The 18,284-nt window shown below is 59.9% G+C and carries 24 protein-coding genes; 14 read left to right on the forward strand and 10 right to left on the reverse strand.

What is annotated here, in order from left to right; all coding sequences use genetic code 11:
* The first annotated feature begins 2 nt into the window (after window positions 1-2).
* The 3 genes from BMZ57_RS26215 to BMZ57_RS26225 all read left to right on the forward strand — a co-directional run bounded on the left by BMZ57_RS26215 (window position 3) and on the right by BMZ57_RS26225 (window position 2,001).
* Window positions 3-608, forward strand: a complete 606-nt coding sequence (locus tag BMZ57_RS26215; RefSeq protein WP_010211880.1) for an arylesterase — start codon at window positions 3-5, stop codon at window positions 606-608.
* Window positions 609-666: 58 nt separating this feature from the next.
* Window positions 667-960, forward strand: a complete 294-nt coding sequence (locus tag BMZ57_RS26220; RefSeq protein WP_010211879.1) for a hypothetical protein — start codon at window positions 667-669, stop codon at window positions 958-960.
* Between the two features lie 72 nt (window positions 961-1,032).
* Window positions 1,033-2,001 (forward strand): L,D-transpeptidase family protein, encoded by a 969-nt coding sequence (locus BMZ57_RS26225; RefSeq protein ID WP_069673333.1) that lies wholly within the window; start codon window positions 1,033-1,035, stop codon window positions 1,999-2,001.
* Between the two features lie 134 nt (window positions 2,002-2,135).
* Here BMZ57_RS26225 and oprI read toward each other — a convergent pair whose 3' ends face one another.
* Window positions 2,136-2,387: an outer membrane lipoprotei OprI gene (gene oprI / locus BMZ57_RS26230; RefSeq protein WP_003172710.1), complete on the reverse strand. Its 252-nt coding sequence runs from the start codon at window positions 2,385-2,387 to the stop codon at window positions 2,136-2,138.
* 612 nt (window positions 2,388-2,999) lie between these two features.
* Between oprI and BMZ57_RS26235 the strand changes: the two genes are divergently transcribed.
* Window positions 3,000-3,281, forward strand: a complete 282-nt coding sequence (locus BMZ57_RS26235; protein ID WP_003189869.1) for a GNAT family N-acetyltransferase — start codon at window positions 3,000-3,002, stop codon at window positions 3,279-3,281.
* Between the two features lie 63 nt (window positions 3,282-3,344).
* On the opposite strand, the gene BMZ57_RS26240 is transcribed toward BMZ57_RS26235, so the two are convergent.
* Both BMZ57_RS26240 and BMZ57_RS26245 read right to left on the reverse strand, forming a co-directional pair.
* Entirely contained in the window at window positions 3,345-4,421 is a 1,077-nt protein-coding gene (locus BMZ57_RS26240; protein ID WP_069673334.1) for a 3-deoxy-7-phosphoheptulonate synthase, read from the reverse strand.
* A 130-nt stretch (window positions 4,422-4,551) separates the two neighbouring features.
* A complete protein-coding gene (locus tag BMZ57_RS26245) occupies window positions 4,552-4,986 on the reverse strand; it encodes a PilZ domain-containing protein (protein WP_042570783.1) in 435 nt (144 codons plus the stop codon).
* Here BMZ57_RS26245 and BMZ57_RS26250 point away from each other — a divergent pair.
* From BMZ57_RS26250 to cysB, 5 genes are all read left to right on the forward strand, one after another.
* The gene (locus BMZ57_RS26250) at window positions 4,985-5,371 is read left to right on the forward strand and encodes a YbbN family protein (RefSeq protein ID WP_010211871.1); all 387 of its coding nucleotides are present in this window, start codon (window positions 4,985-4,987) and stop codon (window positions 5,369-5,371) included. The genes BMZ57_RS26245 and BMZ57_RS26250 overlap by 2 nt on opposite strands.
* Window positions 5,368-6,330 (forward strand): putative 2-dehydropantoate 2-reductase, encoded by a 963-nt coding sequence (locus BMZ57_RS26255; protein ID WP_010211869.1) that lies wholly within the window; start codon window positions 5,368-5,370, stop codon window positions 6,328-6,330. The genes BMZ57_RS26250 and BMZ57_RS26255 overlap by 4 nt, the downstream gene beginning before the upstream one ends.
* 15 nt (window positions 6,331-6,345) lie before the next feature.
* Complete coding sequence (locus tag BMZ57_RS26260; RefSeq protein WP_010211867.1) at window positions 6,346-7,251, forward strand: 5'-nucleotidase; 906 nt, start codon at window positions 6,346-6,348, stop codon at window positions 7,249-7,251.
* A gap of 70 nt (window positions 7,252-7,321) precedes the next feature.
* Window positions 7,322-7,822, forward strand: a complete 501-nt coding sequence (locus BMZ57_RS26265; RefSeq protein ID WP_010211866.1) for a universal stress protein — start codon at window positions 7,322-7,324, stop codon at window positions 7,820-7,822.
* A gap of 103 nt (window positions 7,823-7,925) precedes the next feature.
* Window positions 7,926-8,900: an HTH-type transcriptional regulator CysB gene (cysB, locus tag BMZ57_RS26270; protein ID WP_010211864.1), complete on the forward strand. Its 975-nt coding sequence runs from the start codon at window positions 7,926-7,928 to the stop codon at window positions 8,898-8,900.
* 121 nt (window positions 8,901-9,021) lie between these two features.
* Here the strand turns inward: cysB and BMZ57_RS26275 are convergent, their stop codons facing one another.
* Window positions 9,022-9,504, reverse strand: a complete 483-nt coding sequence (locus BMZ57_RS26275) for a GreA/GreB family elongation factor (RefSeq protein WP_069673349.1) — start codon at window positions 9,502-9,504, stop codon at window positions 9,022-9,024.
* A 5-nt stretch (window positions 9,505-9,509) separates the two neighbouring features.
* Window positions 9,510-9,878, reverse strand: coding sequence for a hypothetical protein (locus BMZ57_RS26280; protein WP_010211859.1), 369 nt, complete (start codon window positions 9,876-9,878; stop codon window positions 9,510-9,512).
* A 132-nt stretch (window positions 9,879-10,010) separates the two neighbouring features.
* Here BMZ57_RS26280 and earP point away from each other — a divergent pair, with 132 nt between their 5' ends.
* Complete coding sequence (earP, locus tag BMZ57_RS26285) at window positions 10,011-11,144, forward strand: elongation factor P maturation arginine rhamnosyltransferase EarP (RefSeq protein ID WP_010211857.1); 1,134 nt, start codon at window positions 10,011-10,013, stop codon at window positions 11,142-11,144.
* Window positions 11,145-11,193: 49 nt separating this feature from the next.
* Window positions 11,194-11,766, forward strand: coding sequence for an elongation factor P (locus tag BMZ57_RS26290; RefSeq protein ID WP_003172723.1), 573 nt, complete (start codon window positions 11,194-11,196; stop codon window positions 11,764-11,766).
* A gap of 64 nt (window positions 11,767-11,830) precedes the next feature.
* On the opposite strand, the gene BMZ57_RS26295 is transcribed toward BMZ57_RS26290, so the two are convergent.
* The 4 genes from BMZ57_RS26295 to BMZ57_RS26310 form a co-directional block, all read right to left on the reverse strand.
* The gene (locus tag BMZ57_RS26295; protein ID WP_021492245.1) at window positions 11,831-12,847 is read right to left on the reverse strand and encodes an alpha/beta hydrolase; all 1,017 of its coding nucleotides are present in this window, start codon (window positions 12,845-12,847) and stop codon (window positions 11,831-11,833) included.
* Window positions 12,848-12,875: 28 nt separating this feature from the next.
* On the reverse strand, window positions 12,876-13,295 hold the full coding sequence (locus BMZ57_RS26300; protein ID WP_010211852.1) for an organic hydroperoxide resistance protein: 420 nt from the start codon (window positions 13,293-13,295) through the stop codon (window positions 12,876-12,878).
* 175 nt (window positions 13,296-13,470) lie between these two features.
* On the reverse strand, window positions 13,471-13,923 hold the full coding sequence (locus tag BMZ57_RS26305; RefSeq protein WP_010211851.1) for a MarR family winged helix-turn-helix transcriptional regulator: 453 nt from the start codon (window positions 13,921-13,923) through the stop codon (window positions 13,471-13,473).
* 80 nt (window positions 13,924-14,003) lie between these two features.
* Complete coding sequence (locus BMZ57_RS26310; protein WP_069673335.1) at window positions 14,004-14,954, reverse strand: LysR family transcriptional regulator; 951 nt, start codon at window positions 14,952-14,954, stop codon at window positions 14,004-14,006.
* A gap of 109 nt (window positions 14,955-15,063) precedes the next feature.
* On the opposite strand from BMZ57_RS26310, the gene BMZ57_RS26315 reads away from it, so the two are divergent.
* Complete coding sequence (locus tag BMZ57_RS26315; RefSeq protein WP_010211849.1) at window positions 15,064-15,813, forward strand: sulfite exporter TauE/SafE family protein; 750 nt, start codon at window positions 15,064-15,066, stop codon at window positions 15,811-15,813.
* Here the strand turns inward: BMZ57_RS26315 and BMZ57_RS26320 are convergent.
* Window positions 15,803-16,684, reverse strand: coding sequence for a LysR family transcriptional regulator (locus BMZ57_RS26320; protein ID WP_032882913.1), 882 nt, complete (start codon window positions 16,682-16,684; stop codon window positions 15,803-15,805). The two genes, BMZ57_RS26315 and BMZ57_RS26320, sit on opposite strands and share 11 nt — an antisense overlap.
* A gap of 70 nt (window positions 16,685-16,754) precedes the next feature.
* Between BMZ57_RS26320 and BMZ57_RS26325 the strand changes: the two genes are divergently transcribed.
* Together BMZ57_RS26325 and BMZ57_RS26330 are read left to right on the forward strand one after the other, a co-directional pair.
* Window positions 16,755-16,961: a DUF1127 domain-containing protein gene (locus tag BMZ57_RS26325; protein ID WP_010211847.1), complete on the forward strand. Its 207-nt coding sequence runs from the start codon at window positions 16,755-16,757 to the stop codon at window positions 16,959-16,961.
* 45 nt (window positions 16,962-17,006) lie between these two features.
* On the forward strand, window positions 17,007-18,233 hold the full coding sequence (locus BMZ57_RS26330; RefSeq protein WP_069673336.1) for a winged helix-turn-helix domain-containing protein: 1,227 nt from the start codon (window positions 17,007-17,009) through the stop codon (window positions 18,231-18,233).
* The last annotated feature ends 51 nt before the right edge of the window (window positions 18,234-18,284 follow it).

The raw sequence follows: 18,284 nt of genomic DNA on the forward strand, positions 1-18,284 counted from the left end.
CGATGCGAATGTGGTTTTTGAGTGCTGGCCTGGCCTTGATGTGCATGGCCCAGAACGCAGCGGCGGGTACAGTCCTGATCGTTGGCGATAGTATCAGTGCCGGTTTCGGCCTGGATACCAGCAAAGGGTGGGTTGCCCTGCTGCAACAACGGCTCAAACAGGAAGGTTTCGACGATAAAGTGGTCAACGCTTCCATCAGCGGGGATACCAGTGCCGGAGGCCTGGCGCGGCTGCCGGCGGCGCTTGCAGAGCATAAGCCGGACGTGGTGGTGATCGAGTTGGGTGGCAACGATGGCTTGCGCGGCCAGCCACCCGCGCAATTGCAACAAAATCTTGCGTCGATGATTGATCAGTCCAAGGCCGGCGGGGCCAAGGTGCTGTTGTTGGGGATGCAACTGCCACCCAACTATGGCCCGCGATACACCACCGCATTTGCCGAGGTCTATGGTGCGTTGGCCAAGCAAAAAAACGTCCCGCTGGTGCCGTTTTTCCTCGACGGCGTGGGCGGGCATCCGGAGCTGATGCAGGCCGATCAACTTCACCCGGCGGTCGGCGCACAGAATAAGTTGCTGGAAAATGTCTGGCCGACGCTAAAACCGCTGTTATGACGCTTTTCTACCGGCAGGCTTTCGGCTAAGGTGGCGCCCCCCCGATTTGGAGCCCCCGATGTCGCGTCCTGCCTGGTCCCTGTTTAACTACCAACTGATCGAGCCGGACGAGCAGCTGGACCTGTTCGCCTGTCAGGAAGTGCGGGTGCATCTGGTGGCGCGTCAACTTGAGCTGGGGGGCTCCATCGATCGCACACTCTGCGGCACGCTCTTGCCTGCGCAACCGCGCTGGTCGCGGGTGGATCGTTCGATTTTCCAGGACCAGCGCCTGTGCCCTTTGTGCCGTGCGATCCTGGAGTCCCAGAAGCGGGGTACGCCGCCGATCTGGCCGGAGCTGCGTTTCGAGTTGTAGGGGGCAGCTAGAAGCGCGCTTCACGTATACAATCGATGTTTACCTACCCGTCGTCTGCGAAGGATTTACCGGATGTTGTCGCGCCTTTCCGTCGTCACCTGCTGCCTGTCTCTCGCTGCACTCTGTGCGGCCGGTTCTGCGTCGGCCCTGCAGTTGCCCTTGCCACCGCCGGGTGAAGACATCGTCGGCCAGGTCCAGGTGATCAAGGCCAAGTACGAAGACACCTTTGCCGACCTGGGCACCACCTATGACCTGGGTTACTCGGAGATGGTCGCCGCCAACCCCGGCGTGGATGCATGGTTGCCGGGCGCGGGCACCGAGATCGTGCTGCCGACGCGCTTCATCCTGCCGCCGGGCCCGCGCGAAGGCATCGTGATCAATCTGGCGGAATACCGACTCTACTACTTCCCCAAGGGCCAGAACGTGGTCTACACGTTCCCGTTGGGGATCGGTCGTGAAGGCTGGGGTTCTCCTATTGCCCACACCAGCATCATCGCCAAGACACCCAACCCGACCTGGACGCCGCCCGCGTCGATCAAGGCCGAGCACGCCGCCAATGGTGACCCGCTGCCCAACGTGGTGCCGGCCGGCCCGGACAATCCGCTGGGTCCGTTCAAGTTCACCCTGGGCACGCCGGGTTACCTGATCCACGGTTCCAACATGAAATTTGGTATCGGCACGCGTACAAGTCACGGCTGCTTCCGTATGTTCAACAACAACGTGTTGGAGATGGCGGGCATGGTGCCGGTGGGGACGTCGGTGCGCATCATCAACGATGCCTATAAATTCGGTCGCAGTGGTGGCAAGGTCTACCTGGAAGCACATACGCCGTTGAATGATGACGGGACGCCGTCGGTGGTCGACAAACACACCGCTGTCATCAACGCCTTGCTCAAGCGTGAAGACTTGGCCAATCAATTGCGGGTGAACTGGGACCAGGTGCGCGATGTGGTCGCGGCGGAAGATGGTTTGCCGACGGAGATCGGCGAGCCTGGCGCGGCCTCGGTCGCCGTGAGCGCGCCGATCGACCTGCCGCAATAAGTCGCTCGATCATAAGCCCGCCACGGTCTTGCGCCGGGGCGGGCTTTTTATTGCCCGAGATTGAGGTACACACCCCAGGCAATAAAAAAGCCGACCCATAAATGGATCGGCTTGATAACAACCCCGAGGGATTATTACTTGCGGCTAGCTTTTTCAAGCATACGCAGAGCGCGCTCGTTAGCTTCGTCAGCAGTCTGTTGTGCTTTTTGAGCAGCAGCCAGAGCTTCATCAGCTTTACGGTAGGCTTCGTCTGCACGGGCCTGGGAGCGAGCTGCTGCGTCTTCAGTTGCAGTCAGACGAGCTTCGGTTTCTTTGGAGACGCTGCTGCAACCGGTAGCCAGAACTGCGGCCAGAGCCAGAGCAGAGAATTTCAGAACGTTGTTCATCGTGTTCCCCTTCAAGGACTTTCTATTAGATAGCTAGTTCGCCCAGAGTGAGCTAATAGCCGGCGTACATACTACCCATTACTTGTAGTAAGTAAACTGACGTAGCGCAAGAAGCAAAAAAAATTCTCGCGCCGAATCTATTTTGGCTAATCTTTTGGAGGTTTGTATAAAAACCGTCCAATTTTTTCGAACAGGCGAAAATTGGATCCAGGCTGAAAGGGCCGGCCCGCATGTGTTAAGCCTTGCAAACAGATGAAATTTTATATATCCACGCTGATACTTCCGTTCAGCATGGCTTTGCGTTGTCCTGCATCTTTTACGCATGTAGAGGTGACTTTAAGAGCGCCTGTTCGTCTTAAGGTTCAAGTGCCGGCAATGTTCAGGCTTTCGATCCCAGGTTGATCGGAGCCCTTTCTATATCCACCAGCGGCAGCGGATGACGAGTGCGCCTTGAGCAATTTCAGGATTGGTGCCTACTATTCCCTACGTGCTGGTTGTAAGCGCTCAGGGTTTTCTCGTTGTCGAAACCGGCACGGGGTGGCGTAGATGTTCCTTCGCCGGAAAAACATCGGTAAGGTAGGGGTCAGAAACCAAGACCCGCGAGGAGTAGTGATGAGCGAGGCGTTGTCCATCCACCATGACCAGGCTGGTCATCAGTTCGAGACCAATGTGGACGGTCATCGTGCCTATCTGACCTATATGGACCTCGGCAAACAGACCCTGGACATCTATCGGACCTTCGTGCCCAACGCACTGCGGGGCCGTGGGATTGCGGCGGCATTGACCGAGGAAGCCTTGAAGTTCGCCGAAGAGGCCGGTTACACGGTGATCCCGTCCTGCTCCTACGTCGAACGCTACATGGAGCGCCACCAGCGCCATGCTGCCAAGCTGTAAGACATAGACAATGCAATGAAAAACGCCGGGCTGAGCCCGGCGTTTTTGTGTGCGCAGTTTAAATCAGGTGCGTTTGCGCTTAGGCAATACGTCCTTGAGCTTGGCGTGCATGCTGCGCAGGGTGTTTTCGGTGGCGGACCAGTCGATGCAGGCATCGGTGATCGACACGCCGTACTGCAAGTCGGTCAGGTCTTTTGGAATCGCCTGGCAACCCCAGTTCAGGTGGCTCTCGACCATCAGGCCGATGATCGACTGGTTGCCTTCCAGGATCTGGTTGGCAACGTTTTCCATCACCAACGGCTGCAGAGCCGGGTCCTTGTTGGAGTTGGCGTGGCTGCAGTCGACCATGATGTTCGGCTTGATCTTCGCCTTGTTCAACGCCTGCTCGCACAGCGCAACGCTGACCGAATCATAGTTGGGCTTGCCGTTGCCGCCACGCAATACCACGTGACCGTAGGCGTTGCCCTTGGTGGTGACGATGGACACGCCACCTTCCTGGTTGATACCCAGGAAGCGGTGTGGGCTGGAGACCGATTGCAGCGCGTTGATCGCCACGGTCAGACCGCCATCGGTGCCGTTCTTGAAGCCCACGGCCGAGGACAGGCCGGACGCCATTTCACGGTGAGTCTGGGATTCGGTGGTACGTGCGCCGATGGCCGACCAACTGATCAGGTCCTGCAGGTACTGCGGGGAGATCGGGTCCAGGGCTTCGGTGGCAGTGGGCAGGCCCATCTCGGCCAGGTCCAGCAGCAATTGACGACCGATGTGCAAGCCGTCCTGGATCTTGAACGAGTCGTCCAGGTACGGGTCGTTGATCAAGCCTTTCCAGCCGACGGTGGTGCGCGGTTTTTCGAAATAGACGCGCATCACCAGGTACAGCGTGTCGGACACTTCCGCCGCCAGTACTTTCAGGCGTTCGGCGTACTCGTGGGCAGCCTTCAGGTCGTGGATCGAGCAAGGCCCGATGACAACGAACAGGCGGTGGTCGGTGCCGTCGAGAATGTCACGGATGACTTCGCGGCCCTTGGTGACGGTCTGCAGGGCAGCGTCGCTCAGGGGGATTTCGCGCTTGAGCTGATCGGGTGTGATCAGGGTCTCGTTGGATTCGACGTTTAGGTCATTGATCGGTAAATCAGCCATCGTGTTACTCGTCAGGGTCACGGGTGCCGGCCGCCAGCCATCCCCGTGCGGCGGAGCACAGCATGATTTGAATGCAGGGGGAGGAACCTTAGCGCGTAACACGGGCCCGCGACAATGGGCAAAGCCCGCTTTAATCCAGTGCTGGCGCCACAAAGGCCTCATGGGAGAACTCGCCCGCATGGCGCGATACCCACTCGCGGGCGAGGGCTTCGAGTTGCTGGGGTGTCGGCTCGGCATCTTCGTGCTGGCGGCAATAGCGCTGTATCCGGCATGCTTGCTCACCCATGCGGGCACCGAACAAGGCATGTTCGTCGGTAAACGAGATACCGACGCGGTAGCCGGTTTCCACCTTGCGGCACCACGCCACATAGCCCGGATAACGCGCGCTGGCGCCCAGGGAGGGGATGTGCAGATCAACCGCCGTGCCTTCGCGCCAGGCACGTGGCCAATCGCAGGCGATGCCGCCCAGGCCGCTGGTGTGCAGGCGTTGGCGGGGGATAGCAGGAGAGGGGCGTTGGATTAACTCGACAGCGACATCATCAGGGTGAGGTACAAAACGACCCATGTACACGGACTCCGAGCACCGTCCAATTGACGGCGGTGGCAGCAGTATAGTGAAGGAACTGGAATTGACCGACCTGGATATTGACCAGCAATTGCTGGGATTGCCAGGTATTTCGCTCGTCGTGTTTACGAGCCAGGGGTGTTCCAGTTGCCGTTGGGCGCGCCAACAGTTGCCGGGCTGGCCGTTGCCAGTGGACCGCGTGTGCTGGGTGGACGCCGGGCAGAACGGTGGGGCGGTCGAACGCTACCAGATCTTTCATTTGCCGGCGCTGTTCGTGGTGTGCGAGGGTCAATTCCTGGGGCAAATACACACACGTCTTACGCGTGACGACGTTTTCGACTCAGTAAAACAGGCACTCACCCGTCCACCTGAGGAATTGCCATGACAGCAGTTACACCCCAGTCGCCGCGGATCGGCATCATCGGCACCGGCGCCATCGGCGGTTTCTACGGCTTGATGCTGGCGCGCGCCGGTTTCGATGTGCACTTCCTGTTGCGCAGTGAATACGCGGCGGTCAGCGAGCACGGCCTGCATCTGAACAGCACGGTGCATGGCCCCTTGCACCTGCATCCGGTACAAGCGTATGCCCGTGCGGCCGATATGCCGCCGTGCGACTGGTTGCTGGTAGGCACCAAGTCGACCGGCAACCTCGAGCTGGCCCCGACCCTCGCCCAGGTGGCCGCGCCGGATGCCAAGGTGGTGCTGCTGCAAAACGGCCTCGATGTCGAAGACAGCCTGCGTCAGCACCTGCCCGCATCGCTGCACCTGCTGGGTGGCCTGTGCTACATCGGCGTGCACCGCTCTGCCCCCGGCGTGATCGAGCATCAGGCGTTAGGCCGGGTCAACCTGGGTTATCACAGTGGCACGGCGGCCAATGATGGTGCCGCCCAACAGGCGATCGTCGAAGCCGGCGCAGCGCTGTTTCACAAAGCTGGCATTGAGTCCCAGGCCATGGCCAGCGTGCATCAGGCCCGTTGGCACAAACTGGTGTGGAACGTGCCCTACAACGGCCTCTCGGTATTATTGGGCGCGGGCACCACGGCCATGATGGCCGACGAGTCCAGTCGCGCGCTGATCCAGGCGCTGATGGCCGAAGTGATACAGGGTGCCCACGCCTGTGGTCATGACATCCCGCAAAGCTACGCCGAGCAGATGTTCACCATGACCGAAACCATGGACGACTATCTGCCGAGCATGTACCACGATCACGTGCACAAACGCCCGCTGGAACTGGCGGCGATCTACGCCCGGCCACTCGCTGCCGCCAAGGCTGCCGGGTGCGAACTGCCGCGGATGCAGGCGCTGTACCAAGCCTTGAGTTTCATTGATCGACATAACCGCTGAGTTCGAGGGCACACGATGGCAAAGGGATTGGGCGACAAACTGGTGCTGGCGATCTCGTCGCGGGCACTCTTTGACTTGAGTGAAAGCCACAAGGTCTACCTGGCCGAAGGGGTCGAGACTTACCGCCAGTACCAGATCGAACACGAGGAGGAAATCCTCGAGCCCGGTGACGCTTTCCCGCTGGTCAAGAAGCTGCTGAGCCTCAATGCCCGTCTCGGCCGTGCCCGGGTCGAAGTGGTGTTGGTGTCGCGCAACAGTGCCGACACTGGCCTGCGCGTGTTCAATTCAATCCAACATTACGGCCTGGATATTTCCCGCGCCGCTTTCGTAGGCGGGCGTAGTCCTTATCCTTACCTGGCAGCGTTTGGTTGCCATCTGTTTCTTTCAACCCACGCTGAAGACGTGCGCAGTGCCCTCGATGCCGGGTTTGCAGCGGCGACGATTCTGTCCGGCGGTCCGAACCGTGCCTCCAGCGAAGAACTGCGCATTGCCTTCGACGGCGACGCGGTGCTGTTCTCCGATGAGTCGGAACGCGTGTACCAGGCCGGGGGCCTTGAGGCGTTCCAGGCCAATGAGCGGGAGTCGGCGCGCCAGCCTTTGCACGGCGGTCCTTTCAAAGGGTTTTTGGCGGCACTCAACTTATTGCAGCGCGAGTTTCCCGATGAGGCCTGCCCGATCCGCACCGCCTTGGTCACTGCCCGTTCGGCGCCGTCACACGAGCGGGTGATTCGCACCTTGCGTGAATGGGATATTCGCCTGGACGAGTCGTTGTTCCTGGGCGGCCTGGAAAAATCCGCGTTCCTGGAGGCGTTTGCTGCCGATGTGTTCTTCGATGACCAGGCCGGGCATTGCGAGAAAGCCATGGAGTTTGTCGCCACCGGGCATGTGCCCCATGGCATCAGTAATGAGGTGAAGCTGTAAGTCAGTCGAAGTCAGCGAGGCGCTGCTAAGCTGATTTCATCTCCGCCATCCTGGCCGCCCAGGAGGTTCTATGATTCGTTCGATGCTGTACGCCACGGACCTCGGTCTGTATGCGCCTTATGTGATGCAGCATGCGCTGGCGCTGGCGCGGACGTTCAAGGCGGACCTGTATGTGATTCACGTAGTCGAGCCCATCGGGCTGTTCGCCGAATCGGTGTTACAGAGCTACCTTGATGAGAAGGCCCTGAGTGAGTGGCAAAGTCAGGGGGTGACCACGGTCATGGCGACGATCGAACAGCGGGTGCTGGACAGTTTTCGCGAGGAGTTGGGTGACGGGGAGCAAGACCTGAAGTTGATTCGCTCGGTACGGGTGATCCAGGGGGACCCGTGTGAGGTGATACTCGACCAACTGCGCAAACTTTCCGTAGACCTGTTGATCGTAGGTAGTCATAGCCATGCAACCGCGGCGGCCACCCCGTTGGGGCGCACGGCTGCTCGGGTGCTGCAGTTGTCTACGGTGCCGGTTTACCTGGTGCCTTCGTTGCAGCGTCGACGCAGTGAGGACGTGTGATGGTTGGGAACGATAAAAAGTTCTAGATTTATCCATCGAACCTTTAATATAGTTATATACCGTCGCTGATACCCGTGGCGTCTATCTGCTTTGAGGGACACATATGAAGCTTCAACAACTGCGCTACATCTGGGAAGTGGCGCACCACGACCTCAACGTTTCCGCTACCGCTCAAAGCCTTTACACCTCGCAACCCGGTATCAGCAAGCAGATCCGCCTGCTCGAAGACGAGCTGGGCGTTGAAGTGTTCGCGCGCAGTGGCAAGCACCTCACCCGTGTCACCCCGGCCGGTGAGCGCATCATCACCACCGCTGGCGAGATCCTGCGCAAAGTCGAAAGCATCAAGCAGATCGCCCAGGAATTCTCCAACGAGAAGAAGGGCACCCTGTCCATCGCCACCACCCACACCCAGGCGCGTTATGCGTTGCCGCCGGTGATCCGCGATTTCATCAAGCAGTACCCGGACGTGGCCCTGCACATGCACCAGGGTTCGCCGATGCAGATCGCCGAGATGGCCGCTGACGGCACCGTCGACTTCGCCATCGCCACCGAGGCCCTGGAGCTGTTCGGCGACCTGGTGATGATGCCGTGCTACCGCTGGAACCGTTGCGTCGTCGTGCCTCAAGGTCACCCGTTGGCCAAGCTGCCGAAGTTGACCCTGGAAGCCCTGGCTGAATACCCGATCGTGACTTACGTATTTGGTTTTACCGGCCGTTCCAAGCTTGACGAAGCCTTCAGCCATCGCGGTCTTACGCCGAAAGTGGTGTTCACCGCAGCCGACGCCGACGTGATCAAGACATACGTGCGCCTGGGGCTGGGCGTGGGCATCGTCGCCAAGATGGCGGTCGACACTGCGCTCGACAAAGACCTGGTGGTGCTTGATGCCAGCGAGCTGTTCGAGTCCAGCGTGACCAAGATCGGCTTCCGTCGTGGCACCTTCCTGCGGGGCTTCATGTGCGACTTCATCGAGAAGTTTGCGCCGCACCTGACCCGTGAGGTCATGGCCAAGGCGATCCAGTGCCACAATAAGCAGGAGCTGGAAGCGTTGTTTGATGGCGTTGAGCTGCCCGTCCATTAAGTGAATGAATGCGATCCACTGTAGGAGCTAGCCCGCTCGCGACAATCGTCAACGATAACGCAGGGCGCCAGGATTAACGCGGCGTGCTTGTGTGCTTCGCGAGCAAACTCGCTCCTACAGGTTATCTAGCCTCGGTAACTGTAAAATGTTGCCGAGCGCCCGCCACCATAATCTCCACCTCATCGCCTTCGAACTTACCCAGCAAGCTTTTGCCCAGTGGCGAGCGCGGGGTGATGACGGTCACCGGTTGCCCGACCACATCGACCTTCAAGCCTGCCGCGTCCGGCGCCAGGAACAGCCACTGCTGGCGACCGTTTTCGTCTTCCAGGCCCAGTAGCGCGCCGATTTCAATGCCCCGCTGATCATCGTAAGCACGCAGTTGCATGTTCTGGCACAGCGCCAACGCTTGCTTGATCTCCTCCACGCGTTTGGCTTGCCCCGCCGCCAGGTAGGATGCTTCCAACCCCAGCGTGTCGTATTTGTTCTCTGCGATGTTTTCTTCGTGGGTCGCGGTTTCGTAGGCGGTCTGCGCGGCGCGTTGGGCAATGTCGAGGTCGAGGGTGAGCTTTTCCAGTACGAGCGGGTGCACGGCGTGTTTATTCATGGTCATCAATCGCAGAATTGCAGGACATTGGCCCGGGTCTTTTCGTTGGGGGCGTTCTGGTCCTGTTGCAGCCAGAACTGGCATTTGGGATTGGACAAGTTACGCGCATTGTTGCGGGCCTGGTCCAGGGTTTGTTGTTGTTCCTGCTTCTGCAGGTTTTGCTGGTACTGCTCGAACATGCGGTTCGGCGGTTCAGGTGCTACCACCGCAGGCTTGCCCAATTGCTGCACGGCCTGGGCCACCGGTGCCAGGCTCTGCGGGAACAGGTAGCGCGATGCCAGCCAAGCCGTTAGCGCGATGGCGATAAACCCCAACCACACCCCAAACGCGATGGAAGCACTGAGCTTGAACAGCGACAACGGACGATCAGACATGATGGCCTCCTGGCAGGCATTGACGGCGTGGCGGCAATTGTCGCACAGCCACCGTGCAGAATAATCGCGATCAAGTCTTCTGCATCCGCGCATTTATGCGGACAATCGAGCCTTTGAGCGTTGGAGCCCGGAATGAAAGCCCGCTGGGATATTTTTTGTAGTGTCGTCGACAACTACGGCGACATCGGCGTGACCTGGCGCCTGGCCCGGCAATTGGTCGCGGAGCACGCCTGCGATGTGCGCTTGTGGGTCGACGACCTGCGCGCGTTCGAACGCATGTGTCCGGACATCGATGTGGAGCAAGACCTGCAATGGCAGGAAGGCGTCGAAGTGCGCCATTGGCCGGCCGAGTGGGTGAGTGTACCGGCAGCGGATGTGGTGATCGCCGCGTTCGCCTGCCAGTTGCCGCCCGACTATATGGAAGCCATGGCTGAACGCGGATGTACGCCGTTGTGGATGAACCTGGATTACCTGAGTGCTGAAGAGTGGGTGGTGGGCTGTCATCGGCTGCCATCGGTGAAATTCAAGGGCGTGCAGAAGTACTTCTTCTTTCCCGGGTTCCGCCCCGGCACTGGCGGGTTATTGCGTGAGGCGCGGTTGCTGGAAGAACGTAAGGCGTTTCAGCAGGATGCCGGTGCACAACGAGACTTCCTACAAGCCTTGGGCATAGTTCCCGCAGTCGATGCGCGGCTGATCTCACTGTTCGCCTACGAAAATGCTGGCCTCGCCAGCTGGCTCGACGTGTTATCGACGGACGGGCGTGCCACTCATCTGCTGGTTCCGGAGGGGCGTATTCTGGGCGACGTGCAGCGCTGGCTCGATGTGGAACGGCTGGTCGCGGGCGATATCCAGCAACGCGGATCGCTGACGGTGCAGGTCATCGCGTTCGTGCGCCAGGAACAATACGACCGTCTACTGTGGTGCTGCGACTTCAATGCCGTGCGCGGCGAAGACTCGTTCGTGCGCGCCCAATGGGCCGGGCGGCCGTTGTTGTGGCACATCTACCGTCAGGACGAAGACATCCATCTCGACAAGCTCGACGCCTTCCTGGAGCTGTACACCGCCGACTTATCAGCGGCGGCAAGCGCGGCGTTGATCGGTCTCTGGCAAGCCTGGAACACGGAGGCCGATATGGCTCAACCGTGGAAAATGCTGCTGGAGCACTGGCCGGAGGTGAGCCAGCGCGCCGAAACATGGTGTCTGGAACAGGGTTTGCAGGCCGATCTTGCGACGGCGCTGGTGAAGTTTTATGAAAGTTGGATATGATACGCCACCTTGAATTTTGTAAATCCCATCCAAATTTCGGATATATGCAATGAAAACTGGTAAAGAACTGAAACCCGGTACAGTGATCCGTCTCGAAAACGACCCTTGGCTGGTTCAGAAAGCTGAGTTCACCAAGTCTGGTCGTAACAGCGCAATCATGAAGACCAAGCTGAAGAACCTGCTGACCGGTTACAAGACCGAGATCGTCTACAGCGCCGATGACAAACTGGACGACGTAATCCTCGACCGCAAAGAAGCGACCCTGTCCTTCATCAGCGGCGACACCTACACGTTCATGGACACCACTGACTACACCATGTACGAGCTGAACGCTGAAGATATCGAAGCCGTTCTGCCGTTCATCGAAGAAGGCATGGAAGACGTCTGCGAAGCTATTTTCTTCGAAGAGCGCCTGGTTTCCGTAGAGCTGCCGACCACCATCGTGCGTAAAGTGGCCTACACCGAAGGTTCCGCTCGCGGCGACACTTCGGGCAAGGTGATGAAGCCTGCCAAGCTGAGCAACGGTACCGAACTGCAAGTGGCCGATTTCATCGAAATCGACGACCTGATCGAAATCGACACCCGCGAAGGTGGTTCGTACAAAGGTCGCGCCAAGAAGTAATTCTGGCCCTGCCGATACGAAAAAAGCCCGACCATGCGTCGGGCTTTTTTATGCGCGTTACGTTTTACTTCAAGTGTTGCTTCAGCTCATCCGAGGCCTGGAGCAGCGCGGAGCGGACTGCTGGGACTTGGCTGACCACGTTGAGCAAACCGTAGTCGTGGATCATGCCGTTGTAACGTACGGCGGTGACCGCTACACCGGCTGCGTCCAGCTTGCGGGCATAGGCTTCGCCTTCATCGCGTAACACGTCGGCGCCGGCTGTTTGAATCAGCGCGGGCGGCAAGCCTTTCAGCTGGTCAATGGTCGCCCGCAGCGGCGAGGCGTAGATCTCGGCGCGCTGGTTGGCGTCGGTGGTGTAGTTGTCCCAGAACCACTTCATCATGTTGCGGGTGAGGAAGTGCCCTTCGGCGTATTGGTTATAGGACCCTGTGTCGAAATTGGCGTCGGTCACCGGCCATAACAGCACTTGGAACTTGATCGCCGGTGTGCCCTTGTCCTTGGCCATCAGGCTGACCACTGCCGCCATATTGCCGCCGACACTGTTGCCCGCTACCGCCAGGCGCTTGCCATCAACGTTGATCTCTTGGCCGTGCTCGGCCACCCATTTTGTCGCGCCGTAGGCTTGGTTGATCGCCACCGGGTAGTGCGCTTCCGGCGAAGGCGTGTAGTTGACGAAAACCGCCACCGCCCCCGAACCCACCACCAGATCCCGCACCAGGCGTTCATGGGTCGGATAGTCCCCAAGCACCCAGCCGCCGCCGTGGAAGAACATGAACACCGGCAATGTGCCCTTGACCCCGGCCGGACGCACGATGGTCAGGTCCAGCGGCTTGCCATCGACCTGGATGGTCTTCTGGCTCACATCCGCTTTGGGCAAGGTCAGCTTCACACCGGCCTGGGCGCCGGTCAGTACGGCACGGGCGTCCTTTGGCGTCAGTTGTTCCATCGGTTTGCCGGTGCCGGCGTTCAACACGTCCAGAAAAGCTTGGGTGGAGTGTTCGACTTCACCTGACGCAGCAAAGGCGTTGGTGATGGACAAGGCGAGCAGGGTGCCGGTGAGTGCTTTACCAATTGTGTTCATTGCGTTCTCCAGGGGCGGCCGAGGTCATTTAGACAGTCACGTGCAGGCGTACATCAACGTTGCCACGGGTGGCGTTGGAGTACGGGCAGACTTGGTGAGCGGCGTCGACCAGGCTTTGCGCGTCGTCTTGAGCCAGGCCCGGCAGGCTGATGTGCAGGTCGATATCCAGGCCGAAACCACCAGGAATCTGGCCGATACCGACGTGGGCGGTGATCGAGGCGTCATCCGGGATTTTGCGTTTTGTCTGGCTGGCGACGAATTTCAGGGCGCCGATGAAGCAGGCCGAGTAGCCGGCAGCGAACAGTTGCTCAGGGTTGGTGGCCTGGCCGCCGGCGCCACCCAGTTCTTTAGGGGTGGAGAGTTTGACGTCGAGGATGTTGTCGTTGGAAACAGCACGGCCATCACGGCCGCCGGTGGCGGTAGCTACTGCGGTATAGAGCGTTTGCATGGCGTTTTCCTCTTTGTTTTAGCGCTAAATGTTTGCGCGCTAAGTAGTTGGTGAGGAGAATGTATAGCGCCAATGTTTTGCGCGCAAGATAAATTTATAAAATTATTCAGAGGGCGGGACGAACGGTCGTTGTCTGCGGGCGCAGCGGAGTCGACGCCCTTGAAGGGGAAGGGGTTTAAATGCTGGCTTGCAGGTTAGCGCGCAACGCAATCAGGTCGCCCTGCAACTTACGCAATTGGTCCAACTCCAGGCCGCTTGCACCGAGGATGCAGTGGGGAATTCCCATGGCCCGGTCTTGCAGGGCGCGGCCGGCGGCGGTCAATTCCACGACCACCACGCGTTCATCTTCGCGGCTGCGGGTACGGCTGAGCAGGCCTTCGACTTCCAGGCGCTTGAGCAGCGGTGTCAGCGAGCCCGGATCAGTCAGCAGGCGACTGCTGATTTCGCCGACGGTCAAACCATCCTCTTCCCACAACACCATCATTGCCAGGTACTGCGGGTAGGTCAGGCCCAGCGCTTGCAGCAGTGGCTTGTAGACCTTGGTCATCAGCAGCGAGGTCGAGTGCAGGGCGAAGCACAGCTGGTTATCCAGCATCAGGGATTCGCAAGGATCGGGATTTTTGCTCATGGCGTTGCCTCCGGAAAACGTCTCTGGGCTGGAATCTAGCGGGCAAATCTTTAATGCGCCAGATAATTCTGTCCGAGCGGTCAGACCAAGCCACTTTGCAATGCCAGGTCCCACGACGGCACGGGGCTGAAGCGGGTTTTGAGGTATTCCAGCAACAAGCGGCTGCGTGCGTTGGGTTGCTGTTCCAGGCGTAGTGCATAGATCCCGGTGGTTTCGGGGCTGGGCAGGCCATTTTCGCAAAACAATGGCAGCAGTTCGCCGCGCACCAGGTATTCACTGGCCAGCCAGGTGGGCAGGTGGGCAATGCCCAGTCCGGCCAGGGCACCGGACAGCAAGGCTTCGGCGTTATTTGCACTCATGCGGATGCGACGTGGGCGATAGGTAGCACGGCGCCCATCCAGCTCGAATCGCCAGGCGAATGTTGGCGCCAGGCCATCCCAGTCCAGCCCGTCGTGTTCGCTCAGCTCCTGAGGGTGGTTCGGCATGCCTCGGCTCTTCAGATAGGCCGGGCTGGCACAGGCGACGCGCACGATGCTCGCCAGTGGGGTAGCGATCAACCGCGTGTCGACGATATGCCCGGCGCGCAGTACCAGGTCAACCTTGCCCAGGTGCGCGCCCTGCATGTCCACAAAACTGTCGATCAGATGCAGGTGCACATCCAGCCCTGGGTAGACATTCAGGAAGTCCGCAATCACCGGCGCCAGGTGCCGTCGACCGAACGCCGCTGGCGCATCCACCCGAATCAGACCCTCCGGCGCATGGCTCAACGACACGGCTTCGGCCCGTGCTAATTGCAACTCGCTGACGATCCGCCGCGCCCGCTCGGCAAACGCCACACCCGCCGGGGTCGGCACTACCGCGTGGGTGCTGCGCTGGAATAGGCGGCTGCCCACCGAGCTTTCCAGGCTGTCGATCCGCCGCGCCACCGCGGAGGGCGTCAAGGGATGACGGCGTGCTGCCGCGGAAAAACTGCCGGTTTCCAACACATCGAGAAACAGGCTCAGTTGATCAGTCAGAGTATTGGGGTTCATCAAACGAATGCTTATGCGAGATTGGCACAGCCATTGTGCGTTGCTGTGCGTTTCCGCGCCAGAGTCGACTGCGTAGGATGCAAGGCCTGTGATTGCGGAGTGACAAGCTGTGTTGGATTTAATGATGTACCTGGTATTGGGCGCGGCCCTCGGCACAGTGGGTGGGCTGTTCGGCATTGGCGGCGGGCTGATCGCGATCCCGGTGCTGGGCGTGTTGTTCGGCCTGGATCAGCAACTGGCCCAGGGCACGGCACTGGTGATGGTCGTGCCCAATGTGATGCTAGCGCTGTGGCGCTACCACCAGCGCAACCGCATTGAACTGCGCCATGCGTTGCCGTTGGGCGTGATGGGTTTCAGTTTCGCCTGGCTCGGTTCGATCTGGGCCGTGGGCCTGGATGCGGGCGCCATGCGCATCGGCTTTATTGCCTTCCTGCTGACGCTCTCGGCCTACAACCTGGTGCGCATGTTCACCCGCAACGCACCGCCGACGGCGCAGATGCGTTACTCCTGGCCGTGGCTCGGGGTGCTGGGTGCGGCATCCGGTTCCATGGGCGGTTTATTCGGTGTGGGTGGCGCAGTGGTTGCCACGCCGGTGCTGACCAGTGTGTTCGGCACTAGCCAGGTGGTTGCCCAAGGCCTGTCCCTGGCCCTGGCACTGCCGAGTACCGGTGTAACTCTGGTCACCTACGCCTGGCACCAGGAAGTGGACTGGATGATCGGCGTCCCCTTGGCCATCGGCGGTTTGCTCAGTATCAGTTGGGGCGTGAAAGTCGCCCACGCCCTCCCGGAGCGTGTACTGCGCGGCCTGTTCTGCGGCTTTCTGGTGGTGTGCGCGGTGATGCTGACCTTTAAGGTCTGAAACCTTCGATGATGTATTCCGCCAGGCAGTCGGTGATGGGCGAATTCATCTGGGGGTTGCGCAACAAGTGCAGGTTCATCGAGGGCAGGGGGGGCAGGCCCTCGTCCTTGCCCAGCACCCGCAGGTCTTCAGTCACCAGGCTTTCCATGCTGACCATCACCGCCAGGCCGGCGTTGACCACTGCCTGGATCGCCGCCACGTTGGAGCTGTGATAGGCGAGGCGATAATCCCGCCCGGCTGCCTCCAGTGCTGAGCGCGCCCACTGGGTATAGAGACAGTCGACACCGGACATCGCCAGTGGCAGGGCATCATGCTCGTCCGTGCAAAAGCAGGGCGCTGCCACCCACACCATGCGTTCTGTGCGCAACAGCTCACCGATTTCATTGCCTGGCTCGCGGCTGACGACGGTCAACGCCAAATCCCGCCGCTGCATCAGCACTGATGAAGATTCGCAGTGCATCTCGATCTGAATCAGCGGGTAGGCCTTGGAAAACTGCTTGAGAATTCCCGGTAGGAAACGCATCACGTAATCATCTGGCGTGCCGATGCGCACCAACCCCACCATGTGCGGCTCACGCAGGGTGTTGAACACCTCACTGTGCAGTTTCAGGATGCGCCGTGCATAGCCCAGCAACACCTGGCCCTCGGGCGTCAGTCGCACCTGCCGACCATCACGCTCGAACAGCTTGCGCTGCAACACGTCTTCTTCCAGGCGCTTCATCTGCATGCTCACCGCCGATTGGGTGCGGTTGACCAATTCACCTGCGCGGGTGAAACCTCCCTGGTCGGCAATGGCGACGAAGGTGCGCAGCACTTCTGTGTCGATGCTCGGAAAGCTGGACAATTGATCAATCTCTGAGATGTATTGCATAAAAAACATTCGTTGGATTGATCATAAGCCCAGGCACACACTTGCGCCATCCCCACTGGAGGGCGCGAAGATGAAAGGTCAAAGAGGTTTTGTGTTGATGGCGAAACGTCCGTTTGCCGGGCTGTTTCACAAGATTGCCCGTTGGCAGGTGGTGCATGCGGAACGCCAGATGCTGGCAACCTTGAGCGATGATGCACTCAAGGATATCGGGCTCAATCGCGGCGACGTAGAGCAGGAGCGGCAGCTGCATTTCTGGCAAGACCCGCTGCGAAAATGATCGCAGATGCAGTAGGGTGGGGGGCGCGCCCATACGGAGATTCCCATGCCCGCCGACCTGTCTTTTTCACTCAAGCAAGCTCGGCGCATGGCGCTGGCGGCCCAGGGTTTTTCCGGGCGCCAGGCGCCTGCACTGATTAAGGCTGCGCATCTCAACCGGATGATCGAGCGTCTGGGTGTATTGCAGATCGATTCAGTGAATGCCGTGGTGCGCTCGCATTACCTGCCGCTGTTTTCCCGTTTGGGTCATTACTCCCCTTTACTCCTTGAGCAGGCGGCCTGGAGCCAGGGCCGGCGGCGTTCGTTGTTCGAATACTGGGGGCATGAGGCTTCGCTGTTGCCGCTGGCGCTTTACCCGTTGATGCGTTGGCGCATGGCGCGGGCGCAGCAGGGGCAGGGAATTTATTCGCAAATGGCGCGTTTTGGGCGTGAGCAGCAGGCCACGATCCGGCGGGTCTTGCAGATCGTCGAGCAGCAGGGCGCGCTGGGTGCTGGTAGTTTGTCGACCCGTGCGGAACGTGCCGGTCCTTGGTGGGACTGGAGCGATGAGAAACACGCGCTGGAATGGCTGTTTGCTGCCGGCCTGGTGACTGTTGCAGGCCGACGCGGCTTTGAACGTCTCTACGATCTGCCAGAGCGGGTCATTCCCAGCGATATCCTTCAAACCTCTGTGACTGAGGCGCAAGCCCAGCGCGGTTTGCTGCTGCACAGCGCTACGGCGCTGGGCGTGGGCACCGAAAAGGACCTGCGCGATTACTTCCGTCTCGACCCTGCCGACAGCCGCTCTCGCCTCGCCGAACTGGTGGAAGACGGCCAACTGCGGGTTTGCCAAGTACAAGGTTGGAAGCAACCGGCTTACTGCCTGCCTGACCCGAAAGTGCCACGCAACGTGCCGGCCAGCGCTCTGCTGTCGCCGTTCGACTCGCTGGTCTGGGAACGCAGCCGCACCGAGCGTCTGTTCGACTTCCGATACCGCCTGGAGATTTATACCCCGCAAGACAAGCGAGTGTACGGCTACTACGTGCTGCCGTTTCTGTACAACGAACGGATCGCTGCACGCGTCGACCTGCGCGCCGAACGCGCCAATGGACGCCTGGCGGTGCATGCGGTGCACGAAGAAGAGTCGGGACTCGATGATGAGGGTATGCAGGCGCTGGCGCAGAACCTGTTGCAAATGGCCGGTTGGCTGGGACTGGAACAGGTGCAGCTCAATTGCCAGCGGCCGAGTGCCGACCGGTTAAGGGCGGCAATGCTTGATAGGGGTGGGCTTTAGGGCCTCTTCGCGAGCAAGCCCGCTCCCACATGTGACCGCGTAGATCCTGTA

It is taken from the genome of Pseudomonas simiae, assembly GCF_900111895.1.
Lineage (GTDB): Bacteria > Pseudomonadota > Gammaproteobacteria > Pseudomonadales > Pseudomonadaceae > Aquipseudomonas > Aquipseudomonas simiae.